Annotated in this window: 15 protein-coding genes; 6 read left to right on the plus strand and 9 right to left on the minus strand. The window is 65.8% G+C overall.

What is annotated here, in order from left to right; all coding sequences use genetic code 11:
• Positions 1-105: 105 nt before the first annotated feature.
• From KYT87_RS16635 to KYT87_RS16645, 3 genes are read right to left on the minus strand one after another with little or no spacing between them, the layout of a single operon-like run.
• Positions 106-924, minus strand: coding sequence for a TatD family hydrolase (locus KYT87_RS16635; RefSeq protein WP_120156152.1), 819 nt, complete (start codon positions 922-924; stop codon positions 106-108).
• Positions 925-972: 48 nt separating this feature from the next.
• The gene (locus KYT87_RS16640) at positions 973-1,677 is read right to left on the minus strand and encodes an ABC transporter ATP-binding protein (RefSeq protein ID WP_219990401.1); all 705 of its coding nucleotides are present in this window, start codon (positions 1,675-1,677) and stop codon (positions 973-975) included.
• Positions 1,670-2,902, minus strand: coding sequence for a lipoprotein-releasing ABC transporter permease subunit (locus tag KYT87_RS16645; protein WP_046805776.1), 1,233 nt, complete (start codon positions 2,900-2,902; stop codon positions 1,670-1,672). Before KYT87_RS16645 ends, KYT87_RS16640 begins: the two co-directional genes overlap by 8 nt.
• A 178-nt stretch (positions 2,903-3,080) precedes the next feature.
• On the opposite strand from KYT87_RS16645, the gene KYT87_RS16650 reads away from it, so the two are divergent.
• From KYT87_RS16650 to KYT87_RS16675, 6 genes are all read left to right on the plus strand, one after another.
• Positions 3,081-4,025 carry a hypothetical protein gene (locus KYT87_RS16650; protein WP_120156154.1) on the plus strand — a complete coding sequence of 315 codons (945 nt, stop codon included), beginning with the start codon at positions 3,081-3,083 and terminating at the stop codon, positions 4,023-4,025.
• Entirely contained in the window at positions 4,007-5,707 is a 1,701-nt protein-coding gene (gene recJ / locus KYT87_RS16655; protein ID WP_219990402.1) for a single-stranded-DNA-specific exonuclease RecJ, read from the plus strand. Before KYT87_RS16650 ends, recJ begins: the two co-directional genes overlap by 19 nt.
• Before the next feature lie 140 nt (positions 5,708-5,847).
• A protein-coding gene (prfB, locus tag KYT87_RS16660; RefSeq protein ID WP_100856261.1) for a peptide chain release factor 2 occupies positions 5,848-6,952 on the plus strand; the annotation gives its coding sequence in 2 pieces (ribosomal slippage) (positions 5,848-5,928 and positions 5,930-6,952; 1,104 coding nt in all).
• A gap of 43 nt (positions 6,953-6,995) precedes the next feature.
• Positions 6,996-7,751, plus strand: a complete 756-nt coding sequence (locus tag KYT87_RS16665) for an SDR family oxidoreductase (protein WP_120156155.1) — start codon at positions 6,996-6,998, stop codon at positions 7,749-7,751.
• A gap of 10 nt (positions 7,752-7,761) precedes the next feature.
• Positions 7,762-9,285: a lysine--tRNA ligase gene (gene lysS / locus KYT87_RS16670; RefSeq protein ID WP_046805780.1), complete on the plus strand. Its 1,524-nt coding sequence runs from the start codon at positions 7,762-7,764 to the stop codon at positions 9,283-9,285.
• Positions 9,286-9,321: 36 nt separating this feature from the next.
• Positions 9,322-9,642, plus strand: a complete 321-nt coding sequence (locus KYT87_RS16675; protein WP_219990403.1) for a preprotein translocase subunit TatB — start codon at positions 9,322-9,324, stop codon at positions 9,640-9,642.
• Here the strand turns inward: KYT87_RS16675 and KYT87_RS16680 are convergent.
• The 6 genes from KYT87_RS16680 to KYT87_RS16705 form a co-directional block, all read right to left on the minus strand.
• Positions 9,639-10,283, minus strand: coding sequence for a TetR/AcrR family transcriptional regulator (locus KYT87_RS16680; protein ID WP_219990404.1), 645 nt, complete (start codon positions 10,281-10,283; stop codon positions 9,639-9,641). The two genes, KYT87_RS16675 and KYT87_RS16680, sit on opposite strands and share 4 nt — an antisense overlap.
• A 6-nt stretch (positions 10,284-10,289) precedes the next feature.
• Positions 10,290-11,444, minus strand: coding sequence for a thiolase family protein (locus KYT87_RS16685; protein WP_219990405.1), 1,155 nt, complete (start codon positions 11,442-11,444; stop codon positions 10,290-10,292).
• Entirely contained in the window at positions 11,441-13,282 is a 1,842-nt protein-coding gene (locus KYT87_RS16690) for a long-chain fatty acid--CoA ligase (RefSeq protein ID WP_370638714.1), read from the minus strand. The genes KYT87_RS16685 and KYT87_RS16690 overlap by 4 nt, the downstream gene beginning before the upstream one ends.
• A gap of 11 nt (positions 13,283-13,293) precedes the next feature.
• Positions 13,294-14,088 (minus strand): ABC transporter ATP-binding protein, encoded by a 795-nt coding sequence (locus KYT87_RS16695; protein WP_046805831.1) that lies wholly within the window; start codon positions 14,086-14,088, stop codon positions 13,294-13,296.
• Between the two features lie 64 nt (positions 14,089-14,152).
• Positions 14,153-15,334, minus strand: coding sequence for an ABC transporter substrate-binding protein (locus tag KYT87_RS16700; protein ID WP_082134542.1), 1,182 nt, complete (start codon positions 15,332-15,334; stop codon positions 14,153-14,155).
• A gap of 49 nt (positions 15,335-15,383) precedes the next feature.
• Positions 15,384-16,421, minus strand: a complete 1,038-nt coding sequence (locus KYT87_RS16705) for a branched-chain amino acid ABC transporter permease (protein WP_046805785.1) — start codon at positions 16,419-16,421, stop codon at positions 15,384-15,386.
• Between the last annotated feature and the right edge of the window lie 2 nt (positions 16,422-16,423).

The following is a 16,423-nucleotide window of genomic DNA, read 5'->3' on the forward strand; positions in this document are numbered from 1 at the left end:
GTCAGCTTTAATTCAGTTTTTAGAAAGTTTTAAGAAATTTCTCGGATCTCTGATGTATCCAGACGACAAAATGCCGCCTTTCGGCGGCATCATGCGGGGACGGATTCAGTCGTCGCCGGCCAGGATGGCGGCGGGCAAACGCGGCAAGACGCGCATGGCGTTGGCGGTAGTGGCGTGCGCCACCTGGGCGGGCGTGATGCCGCGCAGCTCGGCCAGCACGGCGGCAATGCGCGGCAGTTCGCCTGGCCGGTTGCGGCGCTGCGGCGGGTGCAGCCAGGCGGGCGGGATATCGGGCGCGTCCGTCTCCAGCACCAGATGGGACAAGTCCACATCCACCGCATGACGACGGATCTGCAAGGCGCGTTCGTAGGTCATCGCGCCCCCCATGCCTAAGGCAAAACCGTGGTCGATAAACGCCTGCGCCTGCTGCGCGCTGCCGTTGAAGGCATGTGCAATGCCGCCGATGGGGCCATGGCGGCGCAGGTACTTGAGCAGGATGTCTTGCGAACGGCGCACATGCAGCAGCACCGGCAGCTTGAATTCGGCGGCCATGGCCAGCTGCGCGGCATAGAAGCGTTCCTGGCGTTCGCGCGGTTCACCCGTGGCGATCTCGGGCACGAAGAAATCCAGGCCGATTTCACCGATGGCGACAAAGCGGGGGTCGCCCAGGCATTGCTTGATGGTGTCGCGCAGGACGTCCAGGTCGGCATCGTCGGCGCGCTGCACGTACAGCGGGTGGATGCCCAGCGCGTAGGCGCCGCCGGCGATCTGCCCGGCCAGTGCCTGCACCACGGAAAAGTTGGCGCGTTCGACGGCGGGGATCACGATGGACCCCACGCCGGCTTCGCATGCGTGGTCGGCTACCTGCTGGCGGTCGGCGTTGAACTCGGCGGCGTCCAGATGGCAGTGGGTGTCGATCAGCATGGGCGGGGTCTCCTTGGCGCCATTATGCTCGCCACCGGCATGGCCCTGCTACCCCGACACCAGGCGGCCGTTTTCCATCAGCAGTTGGCGGTCGGCGCGGGCGGCCAGTTCGGGATCATGCGTGACGATGGCGAATGCCGTGCCCGATTCCTGGTTCACGCGCGTCAACAATTCAAACATCTTGTGCGCGGTGTTGCGGTCCAGGTTGCCGGTGGGTTCGTCGGCCAGCACGCAAACGGGCCGCGTGACCAGCGCGCGCGCTAGCGCCACACGCTGGCGTTCTCCGCCCGACAACTGCCCCGGGAAATGGTCCTCGCGCGCGGCCAGGCCCACCAGCGCCAACACTTCGCGCGCGGCGGCGCGAGCCTTGTCGCGGGTCTCGCGGCGCACGATCAGCGGCATGGCCACGTTATCCAGCGCGGAAAATTCCGGCAGCAGATGATGAAACTGATAGACAAAGCCCAGGCTGCTGTTGCGCACGGCGCTTTTCTTGGCCTCGGACAAGCCCACGGCCAGTTTGCCGTCCACCGACACCGAGCCGCTGGTGGGCACGTCAAGCAAGCCCAGGATGTGCAGCAAGGTGCTCTTGCCCGAGCCGGAAGCGCCCACGATGGCAACCATTTCACCGCGCGCCACCGACAGGCTGACGTTGCTGAGCACGTCGACGCGGGCGGGGCCTTCGTCGTAGTACTTGACGATGTTCTCGGCCTGCAACGCGGGCGTCAGGGCGTCTGCGTTTGGAATCTTAATCATGGCGCAGCACCTGTGCCGGTTGCAGACGCGAGGCGCGCCAGCTGGGATACAGCGTCGCCAGCAACGACAGCACCAGCGACGTCAGGCCGATGGTGGCGATGTCGCCCATTTGCGGGTCGGACGGCAACGCGCTGATGAAATAGACTTCGCGCGGCAGGAAATGCACGCCCAGCATGCGCTCGATGAACGGCACGATCACATCCACGTTGTAGGCAATGGCAATGCCGCCCACCACGCCCAGCAAGGTGCCGATGACGCCGATCATCGCGCCTTGCACCAGGAAGATGCGCGCGACTTCGCCCGGCCCCGCGCCCAGCGTGCGCAAGATGGCGATGTCCGACTGCTTGTCTTTCACGGCCATCACCAACGACGACAGCAGGTTGAACGCGGCCACCGCCACGATCAGCGCCAGGATCAGGAACATCATGCGCTTTTCGGTTTGCACGGCGGCGAACCAGGTGCGGTTGTTGCGCGACCAGTCGCTGGCCATCACGTAGGGCGGCAGCACCTTCTTCAGTTCATTGGCGACTTCGGGCGCTTTTTGCATGTCGGCAATGCGCAGCCGCACACCCGCCGTGCCGCTCTCACGGAACACGCGGGCGGCGTCCTGGTTATCGACAAACGCCAGCGACGAATCGTATTCATAGTGGCCCGACGAGAACACGCCCACCACGGTGAACTGGCGCATGCGCGGCGCAAAGCCGGCCGGGCTGATTGAGCCTTGCGGCGCCATCATCAACAGCGTGTCGCCCACTTTCACGCCCAGCCCGTCGGCCAGCTCGTTGCCCAGCACCACGCCAAAGCCACCGGCTTTCAGATCGGTCAGCTTGCCCGACACCATCTGGCGCGGCAGGTCCGACACGTTGCCTTCGGTGGCCGGGTCGATGCCCCGTACCTGCACACCGCGCAACGCCTGCCCCCGCACCAGCATGCCCTGCGCCGCCACGAAGGGCGCGCCGGCCTTGACCTGGGGGTTTTGCTCGGCGGCGGTGGCGAACTGCTGCCAGCGCTCAAGCACCTGTTCGGGCAAGGCGCCGGGAATATAGAGTTCGATGTGCGGCAGCACCGACAACATGCGGTCGCGCACTTCTTTTTGGAAACCGTTCATCACGGACAGCACCACGATCAGGGCGGCAACGCCCAGCGCGATGCCCGCCATGGAGCTGGCGGCGATGAAGGAGATGAAGCGATCGCGGCGCCCGCGTCGCTGGCGGATTCGGGCCATCCCGGCATAGCGGGCGCCTATCCAGAGTTCGTAGGGTATTTTCAGCACGTGCGCATTATGGCATTAACGGCCTGGAAATCGCGCCGCGGATGTGCGGTTCCACGACCAGCCGTGTCAACCTATGGCAGCCGCCACCGCCGCTTAGTTCCCGCCGCCCGGGCGGACTACAATCGCGGCCATGCTGATCGTCATTCCGGGCGCCCTGCCCGCCCTTCCCGTTGCCGCCGAACTGGCCAAGCTGCTGCCTGAACGCGCCCCCACGCTGCACCGCTGGTTGCTGGCCGGCGCCGCCCGGGCCGCCCCCTTCGATGTACGTGCCGCCGGCTGCACGGCTTTTGAATCCTGGCAACTGACCCGCGCGGGCTACCGACCCGAACCCGGCCTGCTGCAAGGCGCGGGCCTGGGTCCGTTGCTGGCCGATGAGCAGGCCCCGGCCGGGCAAGCCGTGTGGCTGGCCGAGCTGGTCCACCTGGCCCTGGGCGCGGACCAGGCCAATCTGCTGGACCCGGGCCAGATGGATCTGCGCCCCGAAGAATCCGCCGCCTTACTGGACACGGCGCAGCCCTTGTTCGACGGCACCGGTTTTACGGTCCAACCCCTGTCCCCGCAGCGCTGGCGGCTGACCTTGCCTGACGGCCTGCGTCCGCAGACGGCATCGCCGCTGGTCGTGGCGGGGCATCGCTTGAATGAATGGTGGCGCCAGGACGCGGAAACGCGGCCGTGGCGGCGCTTGCTGAATGAAATACAGATGGCGTGGCACGAACACCCCGTCAACGACGACCGCGCCGCGCGCGGCCTGCCGCCCGTCAATGCGCTATGGCTATACGGCGGCGGCACGCCCTGGCCGGTGGCCGCGCCCGGCCCGGAACGCGTGCTGACCGGCCTTGACGCGCCCCAGCGCGCGGGCGATTGGGCCGCCTGGCTTGACGCCCTGACCGAACTCGATACGCAGCATTTGCGCCCCCTGGCGGGCAAGCAGGGCGTGCCCGACAGGCCCGCCGAACTGCTGCTGCTGGGCGACGACCGCCAAGTCGCCCTGACCCTGAAACCGCGCGGGGGCCTGCTGGGCTTGCTGCCCGCGCCCAAGAAAAACTGGAGCGCCTGGTGGTCTCACCCCGCTTAACGACTCGCCCCGCCGACCTGGACGCCTGCCGCGTCCTGGAAGCGTCGGGCATCCATCCCTTGCTGGCCCGCCTGTGGGCCGCGCGCGGCGTCACGCATCCTGATCAGACCAAGCTGGCCTGGCCATCGTTGTTGCCGCCCGCCGGCCTGACCCATTCCGCGCACGCCGCCGGCGTGCTGGCCGATGCCATCCAGGCCGGCAAAAAGCTCTTGATCGTGGCCGACTACGATTGCGACGGCGCCACCGCCTGCGCGGTCGGGCTGCGCGCCTTGTCGGCCATGGGCGCCGACGTCGACTTCCTGGTGCCCAACCGCTTTGAAACCGGCTATGGCCTGTCGCCCGCCGTGGTCGAGCTGGCCGTGCGCCACCGCAGCGGCAAGCCCGACATCATCATCACCGTGGACAACGGCATCGCCAGCGTGGACGGCGTGGCCGCCGCCAACGACGCGGGCATCGGCGTGGTCATCACCGACCACCACTTGCCCGGCGACACCCTGCCCGACGCGCTGGCCATCGTCAACCCGAACCAGCCCGGCTGCGGCTTCCCGTCCAAGAACCTGGCCGGCGTGGGCGTGATCTTCTACATGATGCTGGCGCTGCGCGCCGAGTTGCGTCGCCGTGGTGTTTACCCCGCTGATGGCGGCCCGCGCCTGGACGCGCTGTCCGACCTGGTGGCGCTGGGCACCGTTGCCGACGTGGTCAAGCTGGACGCCAACAACCGCCTGCTGGTCACGCAGGGCTTGCAGCGCATGCGCAGCGGCCGGCTGCAACCGGGCCTGCGCGCGCTGTTTGCCGTGGCGGGCCGCGAACCGCGCAGCGCCAATGGTTTCGACCTGGGCTTTGCGCTGGGCCCGCGCATCAACGCGGCGGGCCGCCTCGCCGACATGAGCCTGGGCATCGCCTGCCTGACGACGGATGACGAAGCGCAAGCGCTGGAAATGGCGCGCGAGCTCGACAACATCAACCGCGAACGCCGCACGATCGAAGCCGAAATGCGCGAACAGGCACTGGCCGCCATGGAAGCGCCCAATGCGGCGGCGGGCGCCACGGTCTGCGTGTTCGACCCTGGCTGGCACCAGGGCGTGGTGGGGCTGGTGGCCTCGCGCCTGAAAGAAAAATTCTGGCGTCCCACGCTGGCCTTCGCGCCGGCGGGCGATGACGAAATCCGTGGCTCGGGCCGCTCCATTCCCGACGTGCATCTGCGCGATGCGCTGGACCTCGTGTCCAAGCGCCACCCCAACCTGATCCGCAAGTTCGGCGGCCACGCCATGGCGGCCGGCCTGACGCTGGGCCGCGCCGACTTTCCCGCCTTCGCGCCCGCGTTCGACGCCGCCGTGCGCGAGCTGACCGGCCGCGACACCTTCGAACCGGTCATTGAAACCGACGGATCGCTGGAAACCGGCTACGCCAACGCCGAAATCGCCGGCATGTTGCAGCAACAGGTCTGGGGCGCGGGCTTTGCCGCCCCCCTGTTCCTGGACGAATTCACCGTACGCAACCAGCGCCTGGTCGGCGACAAGCACTTGAAGCTGTCGCTTGAACGCGGCCACCAGCGCTTTGACGCCATCTGGTTCGGCCACGACCAGTCGCTGCCCGAACACATCCAGGCCGCGTACCGCCTGGAACAGAACGTCTGGAACGGCATGGTGTCCGTGCAGCTGGTGATCGAGCACGCGGGGTAAAGCCTGGGGGGAAGCCGACGCCGGCACGATCGCTTCCCAACCAGCGATCCGTCCCCCCTGTTGCAACACGCGCCCGCGTAGTTGCCCCAACCACGGTAAAATGCCAGGTTTCGCACAAAAGTCATCAGGACAGGATCATCATGGAAGCCGAACGTCAGAACCAGCTCGCAGCCCGCCTCGCCGATTACGCGGAGCGCGAACAGGCTCTACGGAGGTATCTTTGACTACGATGCCAAAGCTGAACGCCTGCACGTTGTAAACGCCGAGCTCGAAGACCCGGCGGTCTGGAACGACCCCAAGCACGCCCAGGACCTGGGCCGTGAAAAGAAAGCCCTGGAAGACGTGGTGGAAACGCTCACCGGTCTTGGCACGGGCCTGGCCGACGCCAACGAATTGTTTGAACTGGCCGAGGCCGACGACGACGATTCCACGCTCGAATCCATCGAAAAGGACGCCGACGCGTTCCAGGAAAAGCTGGAAAACCTGGAATTCCGCCGCATGTTCTCCAACCCGGCCGACCCGCTGAACTGCTTCCTGGACATCCAGGCGGGCGCGGGCGGCACGGAAGCCCAGGATTGGGCATCGATGCTGCTGCGCCAGTACCTCAAGTACGCCGAGCGCAAGGGCTTCAAGGTCGAAGTCCTGGAAGAATCCGAAGGCGACGTCGCGGGTATCAAGTCGGCCACCATCAAGATGGAAGGCGAATACGCTTTCGGCTACCTGCGTACCGAAACCGGCGTGCATCGCCTGGTTCGCAAGAGCCCGTTCGATTCGTCCGGCGGCCGGCACACCTCGTTCGCCAGCGTCTTCGTGTACCCCGAAGTCGATGAATCGTTTGAAGTGGAAGTGAACCCCGCCGACCTGCGCGTGGACACCTACCGCGCGTCCGGCGCGGGCGGTCAGCACATCAACAAGACCGATTCCGCCGTGCGCCTGACGCACATCCCGACGGGCATCGTGGTGCAGTGCCAGAACGACCGCTCGCAGCATCGCAACCGCGCCGAAGCCATGCAGATGCTGAAGTCCAAGCTCTACGAACTGGAAATGCGCAACCGCATGGCCGAACAGCAGAAGCTGGAAGACTCCAAGACCGATGTGGGCTGGGGCCACCAGATTCGTTCGTACGTGCTGGACCAAAGCCGCATCAAGGACCTGCGTACGAACGTTGAAATCTCCAACACGCAGAAAGTGCTGGACGGCGACCTGGATCCCTTCATCCAGGCCAGCCTGAAGCAAGGCGTTTAAGTCTGTCGCGATACTTCCGCTAACCGTACCCAGAGGTCCACGAATGTCTGACACCATCGCAATCCTTACCGGCGCTTCGCGCGGCATCGGCGCCGCCATGGCGCGCGGCCTGGCCAAACCGGGCACCCGCCTGATCACGCTGGCGCGCCGCGAAGACCCCGAACTGGCCGCCTACGCGCAGTCGCGGGATGTGCAGCTGGAACAACTGTCCGTGGACCTCTCGGACTTGAAAGCGGCCGAAGCCTCGGCTGAACGCATCTGCGCGGCCCTGCCGCGCGATGCCAAGCGCTATCTGCTTATCAACAATGCGGGCACGGTGCACCCCGTGGCCGGCACCGACGCCCTGATCGACAGCGCGGCCATTACCGCCGCCTTCAACCTGAACGTCACCGCCGTCATGCTGCTGACCGCGCGCTTTCTGGCCGCCGTCGAAGGCCTTAACGCTGACCGCCGCGTGCTGAACATTTCCTCCGGCGCGGGCCGCAACCCGAACGCCGGCTGGGGCGTCTACTGCGCCACCAAGGCCGCGCTGGACATGTACACGCGCGTGGTCAAGCAGGAACAAGGCGCCGACGGCGCGCGCATCGTCGCGCTGGCCCCCGGCATTGTCGACACCGACATGCAGGTCGCCATCCGTTCCAGCGACCCCGACAGCTTCCCCGCGCTGGCCAAGTTCCAGGACTTCCACGCCACGGGCAAGCTCGCTTCGCCCGCCAATGTGGCCGCCCGCATCCTTGCCTACCTGGATCGCGAAGATTTCGGCACAACCGACATCGACGACATCCGCAATTACGACTGATCCCCTTACCATGACCGACCACTCGACCGCTCCGGCACCCGCCCAGGATGAAAACCGCTTGATCGCCGAACGGCGCGCCAAGCTGGCCAAACTGCGCGAAACCGGGGTTGCGTACCCGAACGACTTTGTTCCGGACGCCCGCGCCGCCGCGCTGCACGACAAGTACGACGGCGAGGAACAGGAAGCCCTGGCCGCCGCCGGCGTCACCGTCAAGGTGGCCGGCCGCATGATGCTCAAGCGCGTCATGGGCAAGGCCAGCTTCGCCACCCTGCAAGACAGCACCGGCCGCATCCAGATCTACCTGGACCGGGGCACGCTGGGCGAAGACAACTACGCCGCGTTCAAGCAATGGGACATCGGCGACATCATCGCGATCGAAGGGTCGGTCTTCAAGACCAACAAGGGCGAATTGTCGGTGCACGCCGCCACCGCCCGCCTGCTGTCCAAGTCGCTGCGTCCGCTGCCCGACAAGTTCCACGGCGTGGCCGACCAGGAACTGCGCTACCGCCAGCGCTACGTTGACCTGATCATGACGGACGCCACGCGCCGCACGTTCGAAGCGCGCAGCAAGGCCGTGGGCAGCATCCGCCAGTTCATGCTGAACGCCGGTTTCCTCGAAGTGGAAACGCCCATGCTGCACCCGATTCCGGGCGGCGCGGCGGCCAAGCCGTTCGTCACGCACCACAATGCGCTGGACATGGAAATGTACCTGCGCATCGCGCCCGAACTCTACCTGAAGCGCCTGATCGTCGGCGGATTCGAACGCGTGTTCGAAGTCAACCGCAACTTCCGCAACGAAGGCGTCAGCCCGCGTCACAACCCTGAATTCACGATGATGGAGTTCTACGCGGCCTATGCGGAATACCGCTGGCTGATGGACTTCACGGAAGAACTGATCCGCCAGGCCGCCATCTCGGCCACCGGCAGCGCCGTGCTGACGTATCAGGAGCGCGAGCTTGATCTGTCCAAGCCGTTCGACCGCCTGACCATCTGCGAAGCCATCCTGAAGTACGCGCCGGGCTACACGCAGGCACAGCTGGACGACCCGGTCTTCGTGCGCGCTGAACTCAAGAAGCTGGGCGCGGACGCTGACGGCCCCGTGCTGTCGCGCGCCGGCCTGGGTGCGCTGCAACTGGCGCTGTTCGAAGAGACGGCCGAAGCCAAGCTCTGGAACCCCACGTACATCATCGACTACCCGGTTGAAGTGTCGCCGCTGGCGCGCGCTTCCGACACGCGCGAAGGCATCACCGAGCGCTTCGAGCTCTTCATGACCGGCCGCGAAATCGCCAACGGCTTCTCGGAATTGAACGACCCCGAAGACCAGGCCGAACGCTTCCGCTCGCAAGTCGAAGCCAAGGACGCCGGCGACGAAGAAGCCATGTTCTACGACGCGGACTACATCCGCGCGCTGGAATACGGCATGCCTCCGACAGGCGGCTGCGGCATCGGCATCGACCGCCTGGTCATGCTGCTGACCGACAGCCCCAGCATCCGCGACGTCATCCTGTTCCCGCACCTGCGTCGTGAAGACTAAGGTCGCAGCAGCGCAGGCGAGCGCCGGAGCAGCGTCGTGATCTTCAAGATCCTGATGCTGCTGCTGATCGTGGCGGGGCTGGTCTATTGGATCAAACAACCCCGCCGCGTCCTGCCGGGTGCGACCTACGCGCCCGCGCGGCCACGCCGCCCGGTGTTCATTGCGCTATGCATTGCCACCGCCATCTCCGTGGTGGCCGCGATCTTGACGGCGCTGTTGTGGATGGGTGGCGTGGCCGGCGGCGTCTCCGGCGGCGGCTATCACGGCGAAGCCGACTTCCTGCTGCCTGTCTCCGGTTGCCTGCTGGCCTTGGGCGTGGCGTGCGCCGTGGCGGCATTCCTGAAGCGTCGCGGCTAGGCGGCGGCATCCAGCGGCCACGCGCCCGCCCCTTCCGGCAACGCCGGCAACGACGCCAACAACATCGCATCGATGAAAGCCGCCGGCGCCAGACGCCCGCCAGGCTTGTACCACTGCACCGTCAGGTTCATCGCCCCCAGCACGCAGCGCTTGATGACGCGCGCGTCGCCCTGGATCAGCCCCGCCTGAACGGCATCCGCCACCACCGACTGCCACATCGCTTCGTAGCGATCGCTTAGCGCCTTGACCGCCGACTGGCTGGGCGCGGACAAGCTGCGCCATTCGTAGACCAGCGCATTCATTGCATCGCCGCCCGCGCCTTGCAGCATGCTCCACATGTGCACGCGAAACAGCGCGGCAAGCCGATCCGCCGGCGCATCGTAGTGCGCCAGCGCGCGTTCGCCCCCGTCGATCACTTCCTGGATGCCGTTGTTCATCACCGCCACCAGGATCTCTTCCTTGCTGCGAAAGTGATGGAACAGGCTGCCCGACTGCAAGCCCACGGCGCGCGCCAGTTCGCGCACCGTGGTCCGTTCGTAGCCGTGCTTGCAGAACAGCCTGCCGGCCGTCAGCACCAGTTCGCGGCGGCGTTCGGAATCAGCGCCCTCTTCGCGCGGCACAAGGGCCGCGGTCTTGGTCATGGCCGATCACAGCCTTTGAATGATGGTGGCCGTGGCCATGCCATGGCCGATGCACATCAGCTGCATGCCGATTTCACCCTCGGTCGCCTCCAGCCCCGCCAGCATCTTGGCCATCAGCCCGGCACCGGTCGCACCCAAAGGGTGGCCGTGCGCGATGGCGCCGCCCCAGGGATTCACGCGCGCGGGCTTCGCATCAAGCTCGCGCTGCCACGCCAGCACCACGCTGGCGAAGGCTTCGTTGATTTCGATCCAGTCGATGTCTTCCAGCGCCAACCCGGCACGCGCCAAGGCCTGACGCGCCGCCGGGATCACGCCCGTCAGCTGCATCACCGGGTCGGACCCCACGACCACCCGTGCCAAGAAACGCGCCCGAGGCCGCAGCCCGTCGGAAAGCGCGGTGTCGCGATCCGCCAGCAACACCGCCGCCGCCCCGTCTGCCAGCTGGCTGGCGTTGGCGGCGGTAACGCCGCCCTGGCCAGCGGGCCGCATCGCGGGCGCCATGGCAGCCATGCGCGCCGCGTCGGTCTTCTCCCTGATACCTTCGTCCCGATGCGCGGCGTCTTGCGGGCCGGGCAGCAGTTCGGCATGCAGGCCGGCCCGCGCGGCAGCCCAGGCGCGTGCGTGGCTTTCGCGCGCCCAATCGTCCATGTCCGCCTGCGACAGTGTCCAGTGGTCGGCGATGCGCTCGGCGCTTTCAATCTGATGCACTAGCGCATGGCGTTCCAACAGCGCCGGGTTCAGCGATTCAAAACCCTTGAATTCGCCCTGCCCCAAGGTCACGTCCAGGAACATCGGCACGCGGCTCATGCTTTCGACGCCGCCCGCGACCACGTAGCGCATATCGCCCGCCGCGATGGCTTGCGCGCCAAAATGCACCGCCTGCTGGCTGGAGCCGCACATGCGGTTCAGTGTTACGCCCGGAACGGTTGCCGGCACGCCGGACAGCAGTGCCGCCAGCCGCCCCACGTTTGCGCCCTGCTCACCCGCCTGGCTGACGCAGCCCGCGATCAGGTCCTCGACCTTGTCGCCCGGCAAGCCGGCACGCGCCAGCAAGCCATCCACCGTCTGCGCCAGCAACGTATCGGGCCGCGTATCGGCCCACCATCCGCCACGCCGACCAAACGGCGTGCGAACCGCCTCCACGATCACGGCGTCATTCATGCCATCGTCTCCTCAACGTAGAGCCTTTCGATTTCGTTCGCGTACGTGCGATAGATGCTGGCCCGGCGCACTTTCATCGTGGCCGTGACCTCGCCATCATCGTGATCCAGTTCCTTGGTCAACAGGTGAAAGCGCTTGATCTGCGACACCGGGGCCAGCCCGGCGTTGGCGCGCGACACCTCCTGCTGCACCAGCTCGCGCACCTCGGGCGATTCCGCCAGAGACCGGAAATGCGTGAACGCAATGCGGCGCGACTCGGCCCACTTGCCCACCGTGTCGAATTCAAGCTGGATCAGCGCCGACACGAACTTGCGCCCATCCGCGATCACGATGCATTCCTTCACATACGGGCTGCCCTTGACGGCGTTTTCGATCTCGGACGGCGTCAGGTTCTTGCCGCCGGCCGTGATCATGATGTCTTTCAGGCGATCCACGATGCGCACGCGGCCGTCCTGTTCCGCCACCACGTCGCCCGTATGCAGCCAGCCGTCGCGCACCGTGTCGGCGGTGGCGTCCGGGTTCTTGTAATAGCCCTGGAACACCATGTCGCCGCGCACCAGCAATTCACCCGCCTCGCCCATCTTCCATTCCACGCCCAGGATCGGTTCACCCACCGTGCCTACCTTTACGCGATCGGGGTGCTGGCCGAAGATCATGCCGGCGGACTCGGTCAGCCCATAGACTTCCAGCAGCGGCACGCCCAGATTGCGAAAGTAGCGGACCACATCGGGCGGTATCGGCGCGGCGCCCGTCATCGCGACGCGCACGCGCCGCAAGCCGATGAAGTTCTGCAAGGCGCGCAGCACCAGCCAGTACCACAGCGCATGCGTCAGCCGTTCGCCCGCACTGTATTGCGCAGGCGACTTTTCAAGAAACGGCGCACAACGCGCCAGCGCCCGCCGGTACAACCACTGTTGCAGCCGCCCCGCCTCCTGCATCTTGATCGAGATCGACGCGTGCAACTTTTCCCAGATGCGCGGCACGCCCAGGAAAATCGTCGGCGCCACTTCACGCAGGTCCTCCTGCACGGTGCGAATGGATTCGCCAAAGTTCACCTGCGACCCCAGGTACAGGGGCACGAAAGTGGACAGCATTTGCTCGGCCACATGGCATAACGGCAGATACGACAGGTGCACGCTGGCCGCATCCATCGACAGCCGGTCCGCGATGCCCGGCGCCACGCCGCGCATGTTGCGGTAGCTGAGCATGGCGCCCTTGGGCTTGCCGGTGGAGCCCGACGTATAAATCATCAGCCCCGTGTCATCCAGCCGCTGCGTATCCAGCGCGGCGTTCAGCGCGGGAAACTCGACGGCCTCGCGACGCGCGCCGTCGGCTTCGACTTCGGCAAAGGTGACGATGCGCGTGCGGTCGGCGGGCGGGTATGACCGCAGGCCTTTGGTCTCCATCATCACAATGCGGCGCAGCAAGGGCAGCCGGTGGGCCACTTGCAGCACCTTGTCGGTCTGCTCCTGGTCTTCGCACACCACCAGTTCGACGTCGGCATGCTCCAGCACATAACCCATTTCCTCGGCCGGGCTGGTCGAATACACACCCACCGCCACGCCGCCCACCGTGCCCGCCCCCAGCTGCGTCAGCAGCCATTCCACGCGGTTTTCCGACACGATGGCCACGCGCCCGCCCACCCCCAAGCCCAGGGCACGCAGCCCCAGGCCCACGCGGCAGGCGCGCTGCCAGTAGTCCGCCCACGACAGCGGCTTCCAGATGCCAAAGTCTTTTTGCCGGATGGCGATGGCCGTGGGTTTGCGCCGCGCCTGCTCGCGCAACATCTGCGGCAGGGTCAGCTCGGGCCAGACGGCGGGATCAATCAACGCAACCATGGCCTTGTCCTTCATGACAGCCAGCGCTTGCGGCGCTTGTAATGCTTGATATCGCGAAAGCCGCGCGCCTCGCCCGTGCCGCCCACGCCCAGATAGAATTCGCGCACGTCGGGGTCGGCGGCCAGCTTGTCGGCCGAGCCGTCGATCACCACCTTGCCGGTTTCCATGATGTAGCCGTAGTGCGCCACGGCCAGCGCCACCGAGGCGTTCTGCTCAACCAGCAACATCGACACGCCCTGCTCGGCGTTGATGCGCGCGATGATGGAAAAAATGTTTTCGACCAGCATCGGCGACAAGCCCAGCGAGGGCTCGTCCAGCAGCATCAGGCGCGGCTGCGCGATCAACGCTCGGCCGATGGCCAGCATCTGCTGTTCACCGCCAGACAGATAGCCCGCCAGGCCGCGCCGCCGCTCGAACAGGCGCGGAAAGTAGCCGTAGACCAGGTCGAAGTCCACCCGCGCGCCGGGCCTGCCCGTCAGCGCGTAGGTGGCGGCCACCAGGTTTTCTTCCACGGTCAGGTCTTCAAATACGCGGCGCCCTTCCATCACGTGCGCAAGGCCCGATCGCACCAGGTTCTGCGGCTTGGCGCCGCGAGTGTCGCCGCCGTTGAACACGATGTGGCCGCGCACCAGTGCCCCGTCTTCCAGGTCCAGCAAACCCGACACGGCCTTGAGCGTGGTGGACTTGCCCGCGCCGTTGCTGCCCAAGAGCGCCACGATGTTGCCGGCCGGCACCGACAGGGACAGGCCACGCAGCACCTGCACCGCCTTGTTGTAGACGACTTCGATATTGTTGATGTCCAGCACCGCCGCGGGCGTGGCGGTGCCCGTCGATGCCGCGTGCGCGTCAGGGGCGAACGTCACAGGCGCCTCACTTGAGCACGATCCAGTCGGACGCCGGCACCATCTGCTTTTGCTTCACATCGGCGCGATAGATCCGGCCCACCGGAATGGAGTTGCCCTTGATGGTGATGGGCACGCCGATCAGCCCACCCGTGTCGAAGTCCTTGATGCCATCCAGCGCGGCTTTCATGTTGGCGCTGGTCAAATCCTTGCCGGCGTCCAGGGTGCGCTTGGCCACTTCGGAAAACAGCATCGCGGCCAGGAAGCCCTGCATGTAGCCCGTGCTTTGATATTGCGGACGCATCTCGCGAATCTTCTTGAGCATCGGCGCATCGCCCTCGGTGTCGTAGTAGTAGCGATACGGCATCACGCCCATGAAGCCCTCGGCGTCTTCGCCCATCTGCATCACGGTGGAGTTGTCCATGGTCCAGAACGTGCCCATGTAGCGCGTCTTCAAGCCCATGCGCTTGCCCTGCCCCACGAATTCGGGAATGGGCGCCAGCACGTAGCCGTGGAAGATTGTGAAGTCAGGGTCGGCGCGGCGCAGCTTGATGACTTCGGTGGACACGTCCACGCTGCCCGGCGGCGTCATGATCTCGGTGGCGACCTTCAGGCCCAGCTTTTCCGCGACCGCGCGCGAACTGGCAATGGGGTCGCGGCCGAACTCGGTGTCGGAATACACGAACGCGACTTTCGCACCGGGCTGCTCCTTGGCGATGTAGCGCAGCAGGATGCCGAACATTTCGGTGTAGTCGGGCCCCAGCATGAACTGCGCCGGATACTTGGCGGGGTCGTTCAGCTCGGTGGCGAACGACGCGCCCGTCATCAGGATGTCGCCCGTGCGGTTCAATTCAGCGTTGATGGTCTTTGAAAACCCCGTGGAATCGCCGTAGTAGAAATTCACCTTGTTCTGGCTGGTAATCTTCTTGAAGGCGGCCACCGACGCATCGACCTTGTACGCCGTGTCTTCCGGCACGTAGCGCAGCTTGCGCCCCTTGATGCCGCCCTGGTCGTTGATGATCTTCACGTAGTCGGTGATGCCGGCGTGGATGCCCTGGCCGGCGAACGCGAACACGCCGCTCAAGGGAATCGACCCGCCCAGCACCAGGTCGTCGGCAGCGTGCGCGGCGGGCGCCGCCGCTATTGCCGCCGCCAGGCCCAGCGGGGCCAACAACCTCGATAAACCGCTGCCTATCCGGATGCGCTTCATGGTGTGTCTCCTTGGGTCTTTTTGGATCATGCAATCGGCCAATCCGCGTTCAGGTCCGGAATGGCCACAGGTGAAAGAAGCGACGCACGCGCCGCCAGATTTCCGCAAGCCCATGGGGCTCGAAGATCAGGAAGCCCACGATCAGCAGGCCGAAAACAATGGTGCGCACCGGCGATACCAAGCGCAGCGCGTCGCCCCCTACGGGCAGCCAACCGACGATCAGCTTGAGCAGTTCCGGCACCATCGTCATAAAGACCGCGCCCAGGATGGCCCCCAGAATCGAGCCCATGCCACCCACGATGATCGCAGCCAGGAAAAAAATCGACATGATCAGTGGAAAGCTCTCGGGTGTGACCACGCGAAAGAAGTACGCCCACAAGCCGCCCGCCACGCCCGCATAAAAAGACGACAGCCCGAACGACAGCAGCTTGTAGCGCAGCAGGTGGATGCCCAGCACTTCGGCCGAGATATCGCGGTCGCGGATGGCGATGAAGGCGCGGCCGATGCGGGTGCGAAACAGGTTGGCAGCGCCCAGCACCATCAGGATCGTCACGGGCACGATCAGCCAATAGATCTTGAACGACGTGTCCAGGTCCACGCCCAGCAAGCGCGCGGGGGGCACCTGCAAACCTGTGGTGCCGCCGGTGAATTGCCAATTGGCAAAGATGAAATGCGCGATGAATGACGCAGCGATGGTGGCGATGGCCAGGTACAAGCCCTTCACCCGCAACGACGGGATGCCCACCAGCAGCCCGCCCAGCATGGCCACCACCCCGCCCCCCAGCAAATTGACCAGCACCGGCGTACCCAGGCGCAGTTCCATCACCGCCACCGTGTACGCGCCCAGCCCCATGAACGCGGCTTGCCCCAGGCTGACCAGCCCGGTGTAGCCCGTCAGGATATTCAAGCCCGTGGCACTGGCGATATTGATGGCGACCAGGCAGGCCAGGTACAACCAGTACGCGTCGGCCACGAATGGGAACAACACCAGCGAAGCCGCCAGCAAGGCCAGCCACACGTGCTGGGTGCGCGTATCGAACAGGGCCTCGTCCGCCAGGTAAGTCTGTTTCGCGGTCGCGATGCGCATGG

Origin of the sequence: Achromobacter sp. ES-001, from assembly GCF_019448355.1 — a bacterium.
Lineage (GTDB): Bacteria > Pseudomonadota > Gammaproteobacteria > Burkholderiales > Burkholderiaceae_B > Achromobacter > Achromobacter spanius_B.

Bases quoted from the DNA above. Each gene is read 5' to 3' on its own strand.
- KYT87_RS16705 (WP_046805785.1), bottom strand. From the start codon at position 16,421: ATGCGCATCGCGACCGCGAAACAGACTTACCTGGCGGACGAGGCCCTG.
- lysS (WP_046805780.1), top strand. From the start codon at position 7,762: ATGACCGACCACTCGACCGCTCCGGCACCCGCCCAGGATGAAAACCGC.
- KYT87_RS16685 (WP_219990405.1), bottom strand. From the start codon at position 11,444: ATGAATGACGCCGTGATCGTGGAGGCGGTTCGCACGCCGTTTGGTCGG.
- KYT87_RS16640 (WP_219990401.1), bottom strand. From the start codon at position 1,677: ATGATTAAGATTCCAAACGCAGACGCCCTGACGCCCGCGTTGCAGGCC.
- KYT87_RS16700 (WP_082134542.1), bottom strand. From the start codon at position 15,334: ATGAAGCGCATCCGGATAGGCAGCGGTTTATCGAGGTTGTTGGCCCCG.
- KYT87_RS16645 (WP_046805776.1), bottom strand. From the start codon at position 2,902: ATGGCCCGAATCCGCCAGCGACGCGGGCGCCGCGATCGCTTCATCTCC.
- KYT87_RS16635 (WP_120156152.1), bottom strand. From the start codon at position 924: ATGCTGATCGACACCCACTGCCATCTGGACGCCGCCGAGTTCAACGCC.
- KYT87_RS16680 (WP_219990404.1), bottom strand. From the start codon at position 10,283: ATGACCAAGACCGCGGCCCTTGTGCCGCGCGAAGAGGGCGCTGATTCC.
- KYT87_RS16665 (WP_120156155.1), top strand. From the start codon at position 6,996: ATGTCTGACACCATCGCAATCCTTACCGGCGCTTCGCGCGGCATCGGC.
- KYT87_RS16650 (WP_120156154.1), top strand. From the start codon at position 3,081: ATGCTGATCGTCATTCCGGGCGCCCTGCCCGCCCTTCCCGTTGCCGCC.
- KYT87_RS16690 (WP_370638714.1), bottom strand. From the start codon at position 13,282: ATGGTTGCGTTGATTGATCCCGCCGTCTGGCCCGAGCTGACCCTGCCG.